Origin of the sequence: Moorena sp. SIOASIH, assembly GCF_010671925.1 — a bacterium.
Classification (GTDB): domain Bacteria; phylum Cyanobacteriota; class Cyanobacteriia; order Cyanobacteriales; family Coleofasciculaceae; genus Moorena.
Window position 1 is genome coordinate 53,574 of the sequence record NZ_JAAHIH010000008.1, and the last position, 11,637, is coordinate 65,210.

The window sequence follows — 11,637 nt, forward strand, 5'->3', positions numbered from 1 at the left end:
CAGCTAACAGGTGCTCTCTATGAATGTCATTAAAATAGGATCATTTCTATCACTGGGCATTATATTCGCACTAACTGGTAATCGGGTTAACGCCCTGCCTGGTCAGAGGACTGATCAAGTTGCTGCATGGATTAACGGTCACCCCACTCTACGGCCTGGTATTGGAGATGGATTACTAGTTCGCAAAAGTGATACGGCTGGGGAACGATTTACTTTTCAAGCCACGGTCTTGCCTCCTGGTACCATCTCTTATCCAAAAGACCGGAGTACGATTCGCAGTGAACGCATTGCTATCCATGACCAAGTGAATGGGGTAACCCTCGAACGCCTGGAGGAATCCCTGCGCACTGTCTATGGTCCACAGATTTATCGAGATTACAATAGCGCCCAGTTTGTATATACCTATCCTTCTCCAGAAATCTTAGAGTTATCACGGCGACAAAACCTACCACTGTGGTCAGCTGAACAAGGCCAACTCTTGTTAGGAGAACAATACGGCTATTGGATAGAAATAACTCAAAATGATAGCGGCAAGGCTTTCATTGGGCAACTTACCGTTTTCCTGAAAGAGGATTTAGGGAAACTAGAAACAGAATTACGGGCACGGTAGGTGAGTATTAATAAGAAGGGAGTAGGGAGTAGGGAGTAGGGAGTAGGGAGTAGGGAATCGGGAGTCGGGAGTCGGGAGTGTGGGGGGCAAGATTACTGTAAGAACCTTACGCTGTAGGTCGGCGCAGACTTCATCGCTGATTTCTAGAGTTAGGTGCTGACTCATAGGTGTTAGGCAATTAGCTATTTGAAGCAATTATAGCTTTTGGGTTTGCCATTACCATGACAGTGACTCGATCCACAATGTTATAGATTTAATATTAGCTTACCCCACGCCTGATGCCCGTTCCACGCCTGATGCCCATTCCACCCACCCAAACTGTATAACCGTTTATTTTTAACTAGAACTTTCTGAAGTTGGATTAAATAATTCCCACAATCCAACAAACCCCACAAAAAAAGTATAAATGCCATAGGTTATAGGATTTTTATCACAACTGTTAGCTTTAAAAGCAGCGATTACACCTTCAATGAAATGGGAGATTAGAGCGAAACTTCCTAGCCACAAGGCATAATAGAGGTTACTTGGTATAAAGCCATCGTTTAACTGTAAATAAATATACCAAAATTCTAGACCTAAAGCGCAAGTAATTAAAATAGTAGATGTTATTTTAATTAGATAAAATAATTGCTTTTTCATGATCAGATTATCCTCGAGTTAAAACCATAATGTAAACTCTTTTACCTATGTTACTATGATAGAGCGGTTTTAAATTGGGTAAAATGCACCCTCTAGTCCTCATGAGGTAAAGTAAATTTTATTACCTCTATTCCCTACTCCCTACTCCCTACTCCCTGCTCCCTACTCCCTACTCCCTAGATCAACCTCGTAACCCGGTAAAACCATGAGATTCATCAGCCCGAAAACTGACTTTGCTTTCAAGAAAATCTTTGGCTCAGATCAGAGTAAGGATATTCTGATTTCTTTCCTCAATGCCATGATCTACTCCGGTAATTCCGTCATCCAGGATTTAGAAATTATTGACCCCTATAGTGCTGGAGATGTAGTGGATTTAAAAGACACTTATCTGGATGTTAAGGCAGTATTAGAAGATGGAACGACTGTCATCATTGAAATGCAACTGTGGAATGTAGAGGCTTTCGAGAAGCGAGTGGTTTATAACTTGTGCAAAACCTATGGGAATCAACTGAAATTGGGACAAGGATATTTCGATCTCAATCCGGTCATTGCTTTAACCATCACGGATTTTAAGTTATTCCCCTCAACAGAGAAAGTAATTAGCTGTTTTTACTTTCAAGAAGAAGAAGACCATTTGCCTTATCAGGAAAATGAATTAAAACTGGTGTTTGTGGAACTTCCGAAATTTACTAAGCAACTGGAAGAGTTGGAAACTGTGATAGATAAGTGGATATTTTTTATCAAAGAAGCGCCCAACTTAGAAATCATTCCTGACAAGCTCAGGGACATCCCACAGCTAGAAAAAGCCTTAACTATAGCAAATCAAGCGGGGTTGAGTGTCTCAGAAGTGGAAAAACTCTGCAAACAGGAGATGGCCTTGGAGGACGCGCGAGGTGCATTGAGTTTAGCGAAAAGAGAAGGACGAGAAGAAGGGGAAAGAAATTTACTATTGCGACTGCTTGAGAGGCGTTTTGGTAAACTCACAAGTAATGCGATAACATTAATCGAAGCCTTGAGCCACCAAGACCTAGAAGGTTTATCAGAAGCCATCTGGGATTTTAAGACCAGTAATGACTTACTCCACTGGCTGCAAGAGCACTCAAAGTAAAAGTAGCGTTGCTTAATAATAGAATGATTTGAAGAGTAGGTGCGCTTTCCAATGGGCGAGTAAATCGCCCTTGGGTCGCACCTGTGGAATGGGCATCTTGGTGGAACAGGCATCTTGCCTGTTACAGTTTTGGGGCAGGCAGGATGCCCACCCCACTAATATTCATTCAAAGACTGAGGCAACGCCAAAAAATTAGTACTAAGAACGGCGAGGGACTAAGTTAAGCAAAACATCAGCAATAGCCTGGGAAATTGGTAAGCCAGGGCAAAGCTCAAGCCAGAAGAATTCTCCCACTGGATTGACTTCAAGAAATACATGGCGACCATCGGGAGTTAGAATAATATCAATCGCGCCATAGTTTAAGCCAAAGTAATCCATTAGCTTCAGCAACTTTTCTTCCAGCTCCTGGGGCAGCTGATAGGGCTGCCAAGCGTTTAGGGAATCAACGCCCCGCCGTCGCCAGTCGTAACGAGCACCTGGAAACTGTTGAGAGTCTATCGAAGCAGTAAACACTTGCTTACCGACAACTGTGGTTCGTAACTCTAGTGCCTTAGGGAGATGTTCCTGAAAGGTCATTGGACAGAACCTTAATCCATCCAAGTTGTCCAAATCCTCCGGTTTGACCGGATTGGTAAACACTACCTGCTCCTCTCCCTGCTGATCATAGATGGCAAAGGATGAAAGCATTTTGGTTATTATACCCGACTCACATTCTTTGGCAAATTCCACCACTGCTGCTGGATTATTAGTGGTCAGGTTAAGGGGAGTATCTATCCCGAGTTCCCTTGCTACTTTTAGCTGTAATTGCTTATTCTTGGCTTGCTCAACCACAGGAACCCGATCCAAGTGGAAGCCATCGATACTGGCAATCATACCTTGGATAGTTACACGGGATTCTTGTACAGAAGCTTGCCGCATTTGGGGATCCATGGTGCTGGGAATTCTTGCCCCCATGGCAATGCGCCGATACCAAACTGCTGAGACATCCTGCAAATCTAGCTTTTCTTCCTCAGACTTCAGGATTAGTCTTTCTGTATTCTTACCATCTGTATTCTTACCGTAGTAAATATCTAGTTGGACTTCCGTGGGAAATCGGTCAGTATCAAATCGAAAGGCTTTCTCCCCTTTTTCTTGAATGGCTTTTAGCACTAGGGGAATGCTTTCGTTGTCTTGGCTATGGGTAATAATTAAAACTGTCATTGTTAATAATAAAGGGAATAGGGAATAGGGAGTAGGGAATAGGGAGTAGGGAATAGGGAGTAGGGAGTCGGGAGTAGGGAGTAGGGAGTAGGGTAAATAAAATTATTAAGTATTCCTCCAAAAGGAAAAATCAAATTTTTCCATATTTAATTATTCCCAATTAATCCCCTACATTAAAACAAAAACAATTAGATATTGCACAATTCAATATCTAATTTTTACTAGATTAAAACAGGTAATAGCAAACATAAACAAAACAAACTTTATAGTATTTTTTTCTTAGATTTTATAGCGTTGATAGCACTTATGAGGTACAGTATTTTTTGACTATATATCCTTAATAAAGGGGGATATTATTTCCTTAAAAACATCTTTATTGTTGCCTCTTGCCTCTTGCCTCTTGCCTTTTGCCTTTAGCCTCTTGCCTCTTGCCTCTTGCCTCCCCCTCCTGGGAGGGGTTAGGGGTGGGTTCCTCTTGCCTCTTGCCTCTTGCCTCTTGCCTCTTGCCTTTAGCCTCTTGCCTCTTGCCTCTTGCCTCTTGCCTTTAGCCTCTTGCCTTTAGCCTCTTGCCTCTTGCCTCTTGCCTCTTGCCTCTTGCCTTAATTGACAACGTCAGACAATAAGGCATCTGCGATCGCATCAGAAATGGGGTAACCCAAATCTCGCTCTAGCATGCCCCATTCGCCAGTGGGGTTAACTTCTAGGAAGACATACTCCCCATCTGGGGTGACAATCATATCAATAGCGCCATAGGTTAGTCCCAACCTTGCCATCAAAGCATTCAGGCAATGGGCAACCTCACTGGGCAATTGATCAGGTTCCCAAGCACAGTCTTCTGGTTTAGCAGACCGCCAATCCATCGTTGTTGCAGAATACCGAGAAGCATCGAGAGCCCCTACAAATAGATTTCCCGCCACGAATGTTATTCGCAACTCCCGGTGTTTAGGAATCTCCTCTTGGAAGACCATGGGACTATAGCGCAACATTTCTGCCTCTTGGAGGTCTTCCTCTTTCACAACGCTGGTATATAGGAAAAAAGAAGAAGCTTCCATACTGTAGGAAAGAGGAGTAAGCAACTTAGCCACCATCTTTCCTCCAACCTCCGCGAAGAAACCCCGCATCCGATCTGGATTATTCGTGACCAGAGTGCGGGGGACGAGCAGACCAACTTCATTAGCAATCCTGAGTTGACGTGGTTTGTTTTCTGCCTCTCGGATTCGTTCTAACCTATCTACCCAACGAGCATGGTTGAGATTATCTAGGAAACCATCAATCGTTGCTAATGATTCCCTAACGCAAGCGTCTTGGAATTGGGGAGCTAAGTCTGGGCTGACTTGTGGATGCCAGAGTCGGCGCATCCATACCCCCTGCACGTCTTCGGTTGTAATCGACTGTCCACTATAGTCTAACTGGTAACTAAGCCCCTCGCTACTGATCCCGGCTGCTAGTTGCACCTTACTGGGAAATTGATCGGTATCGAAGCGAAAGGGTTTAGCCCCTCGTTTTGATAGGGCTTCCGCCACTCTATCAATAGTGAAGTAATCGCCACTGTGGGTGATTAATATGATTATATCACGGGATCGGTTCATATACTCTAATGATAAGGAATAAATAACGGTTAAGTCAATAACACTCAGCCCAAAGCTAATCGCTGAGGGCTGATCGCGGGTTTCAAAAGCTCAGTTTACGCCCCTGGGAAATAGTATGGGCAATTATTTCAACTACCCCTTCCTAATCGAGTACACCTCGTCTTGGGAAGGGGATTGTGTCTACAGTCCACCTCCACTCTAACTACCGAGATAGGCATAGCCTTTGGCAATCCCCTCAGTCTAGAGTTTTGGTTTCATCCTGGGACACATCAGGGACGGTTGAAAGTCGCCCCGTCCTCTCAAAGTCTTGCCTCAAGAGGAGCGTTCTCAGTGCGATATTCTTGGCTCCGACTAAATCAGCATGTAGTTTGTATCCACAAGCGATGCAATCAAAATCTAATCCATTATTGGGTCGATTGGCTTTACTGGTGTGACCACAACGGGGACATGACTGGGAGGTAAAATCAGCATCAACTCTAATCGCTAAAGCGCCACCTAAAACGGCTTTATAGTCAATGAAGTAATGTAACTTAGTAAACTCCCAAATCTTTTTATTTATCTGGGCTTTACAGTTTTTTTTAGATGGTTCATGCCCTAGTTTTATTGGCTTAATTCTATCACGATTATGGGTGATATTTTCTAGGCCAATCAATGAGCCAGGAATCACTACACGTTTGGCAATACAGTGATTAATATCAGCGTTAAACCGTCTCTCTCGTTTTGACAAGACTTTCAACCGTCTGCTAGCCGAACGAGTGCCTTTTCGCTGTAGAGTTTGTTTCGTTTTATAGTAACGATTAGCTCTATGAATTACTGACTTGCCAGAAAAAAAAACCGGTGTGTTATTCGTATCAAACGTTACTGCTAGATAGCGCTGACCTACATCCACACCAACAACACGTTTGATCGCTTCAGGTTTAATATCGGGTACATCTAACTCTAAGCTTACTAGTAAATAGTAAGTCTTGGTTGTTTCAGCATAGCAAATTATTGCTGTACCTATTTTAGCAACACCTGAATGAATCAAGTCTAAGTGTTTTTGATATCCGGAGTAGTCAACTTTTATGCGACCTTCTAAGGTAACTAGGCTAGCTTTACCTTTAACAAAGGAGTAGTCACGCTTGTAACTAAACGTACAGGTCCGAGCTATGAATTTAGGCGGGGTATCTAACCCTTGGTACCGCTTGTTGGTAATCCCGGATTGTAAGTGAGTAGCATTACGCTCTACTTTCATCCAGAGATTTTTATAGATTGCAGCTACCTGTCGAGGTACATTACATGCCATTTGGGCTGGTAACCTAAAGCGTTCTCGAATGTCGTAGTAAACCTGCTTTTGTAACTTAGCCGCATAAGAAAGCTTGCCTTTGTCAAACGCCAATTTCGATGTATAGTTCAAGGCATCACGATAGGCTAAAGTAACTGCACGAAGCTTTTCCTTTTGCTCCGGTGTGCAGTTCAACTTCAGCTTTGCTGTAATTACCTGCTGCATCGAATTCTTGACCTTTGTTGATTGTGTTATAGCAGTTTTAAATTGGGTGAGGTACAGTCTTCTTTGACTAGGGATACCCCATACTTATTAAAGGGGAAATCAGATTCCCTGAAAACCATCTTTACTATTGCTAGCATGCCTTTTGCCTATTGCCTTTTGCCTTAAAAGGATAAGCAATGTCGCTGATGAGTAGAGAATTACTATAGATGTACCTCACGCTGATTAGTAAACGCTATAGTCAACTCGATACGATATTACTTCTGGGGAGTGTCTTCCTCATCAGAAGGGAACTTCAGGGTCATCACAATTGGACCACCGCCACCATCTTCATGATCCGATGGGTACTTCCGTGTCATCGCCTCTTCGTGATCAGATGGATACTTCTTAGTAAAGATTGGACCACCGCCACCATCTTCCTGATCTGAGGGGTACTTGTCGGTAAAGCATCCGCCACCTTCTTCGTGATCTGAGGGGTACTTCTCTGTGACCGGAAATCCGCGACCCCCTCTAACATCATCCATTTCCTCTTCAGATAGCTCTTCGCACCATTGCCCTTCTAGGTAGCGGGCAAAAAAGGGAACTGCTTGGGAATTTTCTTCTGGTTTGTCCATATTAGACATGGCTTTTAACTCCTAGTGGATAAATAGGATGTGGGGAAATAGGATATAGGATGTGACTAACTGATGTGCGTAACTATCTATGAATAGACCCATGAATAGACCCATGAATAGACACAGAATAGACACAACAAATAGACACAACTATTTTCCTATAAATCTATTAAAAGCCATGCCTCCCTAGCTGTAAGGCCAAATTGGCGAAAATTTTTACTTACTTATTGAAACCTAATATAATTTCTTCGTCATTATCCGATGGAGCCTTCATAGTCACAACTACATCATCTAGAAACTTATTCTGGGTTACTGGCAACCAATCTTCCAGATCAGATGGGGACTTTCTGGTGATACTGGGAATAGGAAATTGACTACCCCCTTTGACAGCTTCCATTTCTTCCTTAGATAAATCTTCACGAAATTGTCCCTCCAAGTAGCGGGCAAAGAAGGGAACTGCTTGGGAATTTTCTTCTGGCTTGTTCATGTCTGACATCCTAAAATTACTCCTAGGTAATTGATTTAAGTTACTGGCTAGTTAAACTCCCATTCAAATGGGATAACAAGCACCTACTCCTCTCAAGCTTTTAGAATTGCTCAATTTAATCCTTTGGTTAAATTATTGCCTCAATAATTTAGTTAAAAAAATGATTACTTAATAGCTTACAAAGCTAAATTTATTCTACACTTAATGATTAAAAAATAATGGCACATAAAAATAACAATTATTTCTGATATCCCTAGGAATTTCTGTGTAGTACTACTTTGAACCATTGGTATTATTTTTAGTAATGGGTAATGGTACCAGAGTAATCACAATTACCCATTACCATTACCCAAGCCTGACAATAGTGATATTACCTGGATATCAAATCTCCCCCATCTCCCCATCTCCCCATCTCCCCATCTCCCCATCTCCCCATCTCCCCACACTTTTATGATGGGTATTCAACCGGACTTGATATTAATCTGGGGGACACAGGAAATTCTTGAGTTGTTCAGGAATTTCTTCAAAATGTTCCAGAAGGAAATCCATTATGGCCAGATGGTATAAATCAATTGCCATGGGAGAGCGATAGTTGTGACCTCTGGCAAACCAGCGCTGTACTGTAGCTTCCGAACGGGAGCAAATACAGGCGATGACCTCGTAAGTCACTAACCATTTGCCATAAAAGTGTTGTGGTGTCATCCCAATTTGGCAGTTACTGTAGCGCTGGATTAAGGCTTGGTCTTTTTCGGTTAGAGGACGGGGCTTTTTCATAAAGCCTCCTCGACCGCTAGAGTTTCTAAGTCTTGTTCCCAGGCTAGTACGGTTATGGCTGGTGAAGTCCAAAAATATAGCGCTAGCCAAATTAGATGGCAAATCCGCCACTGACAGCGATGTTGGGTATAGGGATAGAAGGGAGGGATGACTATAACCCAGTCCATAGTCAGTGTGGAACAGGCTTCTAGCCTGTTTGTGGCACACAGGCTAGAAGCCTGTTCCACAGAAGCCTGTTCCACAGAAGCCTGTTCCACAGAAGCCTGTTCCACAGAAGCCTGTTCCACAGAAGCCTGTTCCACAGAAGCCTGTGCCACCGTTTGTTGGTAGGGGTGACCCTCACCATCAGGGTGAAATGGTTTTAGCATAGGATGTATCTCCTTGTGTTAATGGAGGAGCCAGAAGCCAGCGTTTGCCATGGAAACTTTGCGCTGGCTTCTTCCTATCTCCTTATCTCCTTATTTTCAGAATAACACAAAACACTGAAATAGTGCAAAAATGTTAAAAAACTTAAAAAACTAATTTGGGAGGAACGTCAATTGCTTTCCGACCATTCAAAATTATCAATTCAAAATTAAAAAATACCCCCGAAATGAATTCAGGGGCTTGTATCCGTGTCTTGATGCAGTCGCTCATGGGGGAAACCACGGCAGTCGCTCATGGGGAGGGGCTGTGTGCGGAACCTGCGTCCGCACCTTGTAAGCCCCGTGGGAACCCCCAAGACCGCGCTGCCTCCCCAAGACCGCGCTGCATCGCTTGTCAACAATTCAAAATTATAAGGCTAGTAATTTTGTAAGCTGTCAGCCGTCAGCCTTCAGCCTTCAGCTTAAAATAAACCTAGAACGAGATAATTTAATAATTCCAGATTCATGAGAATTGAGAGTCTGGGGAAAATTCTATGACTCGTGGCACAGACTTCGATACTGATAGCTGATACGCTACACGCTGATAGCTGATAGCTTACGTAATTTTGAATTTTTAAGTTGGCATTTTGAATTAAATTTTGAATAAAAAAAATAACCTTTCCCTTAATTAACAGACCATGGATCACTAATCTCAGCATTAAGAGACCATGGATCACTAATCTCAGGGATTTCCATAGCTTGTCGTCTGTGTTGCTGCTGTTGAATCCGATCGAGAGTACCAGTGGGAATAGAAGCAATCAGCTGACGAGTATAATCCTGCTGCGGCTCTCGATAAATACTGTCAGCGGGACCAATTTCTTCAATTTTGCCCTGGTTCATTACCATAATGCGATCGCTCATGAATTTAACTACACTCAAGTCATGGGAAATGAAGATATAGGTTAAGCCGAAATCCTTCTGCAATTGTTTCAGCAAATTCAGGACTTGTGCCTGTACGGAAACATCTAGAGCAGAAACGGATTCATCACAAATGATAAACTTAGGATTAAGAGCTAGTGCCCTAGCAATACAGACCCGCTGGCGCTGACCTCCAGAAAATTCGTGAGGATAGCGATTGATCCAGTCAGGATTTAAATCCACTCGCTCCAACAACTCAGCCACGCGATCGCGTTTTGCCTTACTATTACCCCCAACATCATGAATCAATAGGGGTTCCATCACTGCTTCCCCAATCTTCAGTCGTGGGTCGAGGGAACTAAAGGGATTCTGAAACACAATTTGCATTTCACGGCGTAGTTGCCGTAAACCCATACCCTTGATCGTGGTAATCTCTTTACCATCAAAGTGTACTTCTCCACTCATTGGTTCAATCAAGCGCAGCAATGTTCGTGCTAAGGTAGATTTGCCACAACCGGATTCTCCCACTAAGCCCAAGGTTTCACTGGGATAAACATCAAAGGATACTCCATTGACTGCCATCAGATAGCGTTTCGTCCCGCCAAATATGCCTCGAATGGGAAAGCCTACCTGTAAGTTACGGACCGAAACTAACGGTGGTTTGCTTGTTAGCGTAGCGTGGCCTTTTGGCCAAGGTTGGGAGGTTGAAGGTTGGGAGGTTGAAGGTTGGGAGGTTGAAGGTTGGGAGGTTGGAGGTTGGGAGGTTGAAGGTTGTGTGGTTGAAGGTTGTTCGCCTTTAGCGTTCCCGTAGGGTAGGTTATCTGGGGAAGTTTGAAGCTGGAACCGGTCAAAATTCAACCCTTTTGATTTTTCTCGGATCACCTCTTCCCCACTAGCAGTAGTTACCACCTCCATGAAGTCAGAAACAGTTGGTAGGTATGTTAGAGTTTGGTCGAGAGTTGGGCGACAGGCTAATAATCCCTTGGTGTAGGGATGGTTTGGTTCAGAGAAAATTTTCCAGACATCACCCCTTTCCACAATTTTGCCTTGGTACATCACCGCTACGCTGTCAGCAATTTCCGCAATCACGCCTAAGTCGTGGGTAATAAAAATCATGGACATCCCTCGGGTATCCCGTAACTCCCTTAGCAAATCCAGAATGGTTGCCTGTACGGTAACATCGAGAGCAGTAGTGGGTTCATCAGCAATCAACACATCAGGGTTACAAGAAATTGCGATCGCAATCATTACCCGCTGCAATTGACCACCAGACAGTTCATGGGGATAGCGCTTTAATATTTCCCGTTTTTGCTGGTTAATGTGGCGATTAATTACCCGTTCCCCTGGTATAGCTTGACCAGGGTTCTCCCGACGGAATTCCTCTAGAAAACTTTCCCTCAATTGTTGATCGCTAGGGAGTAGCTTCACCTCTTGAAGACGAGCCATGGCTTGACGCCTTGCTTCTTTTAGGGAAACATCCTGGTGTTGCAGAATTGCTTCTGTCAGTTGAAACCCACAGGTATAAACTGGGTTAAGGGAAGTCATGGGTTCTTGGAAAATCATTGAGATTTGACCACCCCGGTAGGACTGCTTTTGATCAGGACTCAGCCCTAGTAAATCCACTCCTGTTTCCCGAGCTGAGGGTCGGAAGTAAATCTCGCCATTGGTAACTTTACCAGGATAGGGTACCAAACCCATGATGGCCAAAGAGGTGACTGATTTCCCAGAGCCTGACTCCCCCACAATCCCTAGGGTTTGTCCTCGACGCAGTTGAAAGTCAATGCTGTCAACGGCTGTGACCTGTTTTACATCGGTTTGGAATTGGACTTTCAGATTACGGACGTCAAGAACAGTGTCAGTCATGGCAT

Annotated in this window: 16 protein-coding genes; 5 read left to right on the forward strand and 11 right to left on the reverse strand. The window is 43.7% G+C overall.

The window, feature by feature from the left end:
• Positions 1 to 19: 19 nt before the first annotated feature.
• Positions 20 to 610 carry a hypothetical protein gene (locus F6J90_RS38295; RefSeq protein ID WP_293106590.1) on the forward strand — a complete coding sequence of 197 codons (591 nt, stop codon included), beginning with the start codon at positions 20 to 22 and terminating at the stop codon, positions 608 to 610.
• Here F6J90_RS38295 and F6J90_RS38300 read toward each other — a convergent pair.
• Both F6J90_RS38300 and F6J90_RS38305 read right to left on the reverse strand, forming a co-directional pair.
• Positions 596 to 775 carry a hypothetical protein gene (locus F6J90_RS38300; protein ID WP_293106592.1) on the reverse strand — a complete coding sequence of 60 codons (180 nt, stop codon included), beginning with the start codon at positions 773 to 775 and terminating at the stop codon, positions 596 to 598. The two genes, F6J90_RS38295 and F6J90_RS38300, sit on opposite strands and share 15 nt — an antisense overlap.
• Positions 776 to 946: 171 nt before the next feature.
• Positions 947 to 1,249 carry a hypothetical protein gene (locus tag F6J90_RS38305; protein ID WP_293106595.1) on the reverse strand — a complete coding sequence of 101 codons (303 nt, stop codon included), beginning with the start codon at positions 1,247 to 1,249 and terminating at the stop codon, positions 947 to 949.
• 205 nt (positions 1,250 to 1,454) lie between these two features.
• Here F6J90_RS38305 and F6J90_RS38310 point away from each other — a divergent pair, with 205 nt between their 5' ends.
• Positions 1,455 to 2,357: an Rpn family recombination-promoting nuclease/putative transposase gene (locus F6J90_RS38310; protein ID WP_293106598.1), complete on the forward strand. Its 903-nt coding sequence runs from the start codon at positions 1,455 to 1,457 to the stop codon at positions 2,355 to 2,357.
• Between the two features lie 70 nt (positions 2,358 to 2,427).
• Entirely contained in the window at positions 2,428 to 2,553 is a 126-nt protein-coding gene (locus tag F6J90_RS38315; RefSeq protein ID WP_293106600.1) for a hypothetical protein, read from the forward strand.
• 2 nt (positions 2,554 to 2,555) lie between these two features.
• Here the strand turns inward: F6J90_RS38315 and F6J90_RS38320 are convergent, their stop codons facing one another.
• Both F6J90_RS38320 and F6J90_RS38325 read right to left on the reverse strand, forming a co-directional pair.
• Complete coding sequence (locus tag F6J90_RS38320) at positions 2,556 to 3,557, reverse strand: MvdD family ATP-grasp ribosomal peptide maturase (protein WP_293106603.1); 1,002 nt, start codon at positions 3,555 to 3,557, stop codon at positions 2,556 to 2,558.
• Positions 3,558 to 3,559: 2 nt separating this feature from the next.
• Positions 3,560 to 3,691: a hypothetical protein gene (locus F6J90_RS38325; protein WP_293106606.1), complete on the reverse strand. Its 132-nt coding sequence runs from the start codon at positions 3,689 to 3,691 to the stop codon at positions 3,560 to 3,562.
• A gap of 245 nt (positions 3,692 to 3,936) precedes the next feature.
• Here F6J90_RS38325 and F6J90_RS38330 point away from each other — a divergent pair, with 245 nt between their 5' ends.
• Positions 3,937 to 4,119 (forward strand): hypothetical protein, encoded by a 183-nt coding sequence (locus F6J90_RS38330; RefSeq protein WP_293106609.1) that lies wholly within the window; start codon positions 3,937 to 3,939, stop codon positions 4,117 to 4,119.
• Between the two features lie 37 nt (positions 4,120 to 4,156).
• Here the strand turns inward: F6J90_RS38330 and F6J90_RS38335 are convergent, their stop codons facing one another.
• The 6 genes from F6J90_RS38335 to F6J90_RS38360 all read right to left on the reverse strand — a co-directional run bounded on the left by F6J90_RS38335 (position 4,157) and on the right by F6J90_RS38360 (position 8,875).
• Entirely contained in the window at positions 4,157 to 5,146 is a 990-nt protein-coding gene (locus F6J90_RS38335; protein WP_293106612.1) for an MvdC family ATP-grasp ribosomal peptide maturase, read from the reverse strand.
• A gap of 235 nt (positions 5,147 to 5,381) precedes the next feature.
• Complete coding sequence (locus tag F6J90_RS38340) at positions 5,382 to 6,605, reverse strand: transposase (RefSeq protein WP_293106615.1); 1,224 nt, start codon at positions 6,603 to 6,605, stop codon at positions 5,382 to 5,384.
• 284 nt (positions 6,606 to 6,889) lie between these two features.
• The gene (locus tag F6J90_RS38345) at positions 6,890 to 7,255 is read right to left on the reverse strand and encodes a microviridin/marinostatin family tricyclic proteinase inhibitor (protein WP_293106618.1); all 366 of its coding nucleotides are present in this window, start codon (positions 7,253 to 7,255) and stop codon (positions 6,890 to 6,892) included.
• 211 nt (positions 7,256 to 7,466) lie between these two features.
• Positions 7,467 to 7,742, reverse strand: coding sequence for a microviridin/marinostatin family tricyclic proteinase inhibitor (locus tag F6J90_RS38350; RefSeq protein WP_293106621.1), 276 nt, complete (start codon positions 7,740 to 7,742; stop codon positions 7,467 to 7,469).
• 468 nt (positions 7,743 to 8,210) lie between these two features.
• Entirely contained in the window at positions 8,211 to 8,507 is a 297-nt protein-coding gene (locus F6J90_RS38355) for a helix-turn-helix domain-containing protein (RefSeq protein WP_293106623.1), read from the reverse strand.
• Positions 8,504 to 8,875 (reverse strand): hypothetical protein, encoded by a 372-nt coding sequence (locus F6J90_RS38360; protein WP_293106626.1) that lies wholly within the window; start codon positions 8,873 to 8,875, stop codon positions 8,504 to 8,506. The genes F6J90_RS38355 and F6J90_RS38360 overlap by 4 nt, the downstream gene beginning before the upstream one ends.
• A gap of 266 nt (positions 8,876 to 9,141) precedes the next feature.
• On the opposite strand from F6J90_RS38360, the gene F6J90_RS38365 reads away from it, so the two are divergent.
• The gene (locus tag F6J90_RS38365; protein WP_293106629.1) at positions 9,142 to 9,303 is read left to right on the forward strand and encodes a hypothetical protein; all 162 of its coding nucleotides are present in this window, start codon (positions 9,142 to 9,144) and stop codon (positions 9,301 to 9,303) included.
• A 232-nt stretch (positions 9,304 to 9,535) separates the two neighbouring features.
• On the opposite strand, the gene F6J90_RS38370 is transcribed toward F6J90_RS38365, so the two are convergent.
• A complete protein-coding gene (locus F6J90_RS38370) occupies positions 9,536 to 11,632 on the reverse strand; it encodes an ABC transporter ATP-binding protein (protein WP_293106632.1) in 2,097 nt (698 codons plus the stop codon).
• Between the last annotated feature and the right edge of the window lie 5 nt (positions 11,633 to 11,637).

Coding starts and splice junctions, on each gene's coding strand:
- F6J90_RS38295 (WP_293106590.1), top strand. CDS start 20: ATGAATGTCATTAAAATAGGATCATTTCTATCACTGGGCATTATATTC.
- F6J90_RS38300 (WP_293106592.1), bottom strand. CDS start 775: ATGAGTCAGCACCTAACTCTAGAAATCAGCGATGAAGTCTGCGCCGAC.
- F6J90_RS38305 (WP_293106595.1), bottom strand. CDS start 1,249: ATGAAAAAGCAATTATTTTATCTAATTAAAATAACATCTACTATTTTA.
- F6J90_RS38310 (WP_293106598.1), top strand. CDS start 1,455: ATGAGATTCATCAGCCCGAAAACTGACTTTGCTTTCAAGAAAATCTTT.
- F6J90_RS38320 (WP_293106603.1), bottom strand. CDS start 3,557: ATGACAGTTTTAATTATTACCCATAGCCAAGACAACGAAAGCATTCCC.
- F6J90_RS38335 (WP_293106612.1), bottom strand. CDS start 5,146: ATGAACCGATCCCGTGATATAATCATATTAATCACCCACAGTGGCGAT.
- F6J90_RS38345 (WP_293106618.1), bottom strand. CDS start 7,255: ATGTCTAATATGGACAAACCAGAAGAAAATTCCCAAGCAGTTCCCTTT.
- F6J90_RS38350 (WP_293106621.1), bottom strand. CDS start 7,742: ATGTCAGACATGAACAAGCCAGAAGAAAATTCCCAAGCAGTTCCCTTC.
- F6J90_RS38355 (WP_293106623.1), bottom strand. CDS start 8,507: ATGAAAAAGCCCCGTCCTCTAACCGAAAAAGACCAAGCCTTAATCCAG.
- F6J90_RS38360 (WP_293106626.1), bottom strand. CDS start 8,875: ATGCTAAAACCATTTCACCCTGATGGTGAGGGTCACCCCTACCAACAA.
- F6J90_RS38365 (WP_293106629.1), top strand. CDS start 9,142: ATGGGGGAAACCACGGCAGTCGCTCATGGGGAGGGGCTGTGTGCGGAA.
- F6J90_RS38370 (WP_293106632.1), bottom strand. CDS start 11,632: ATGACTGACACTGTTCTTGACGTCCGTAATCTGAAAGTCCAATTCCAA.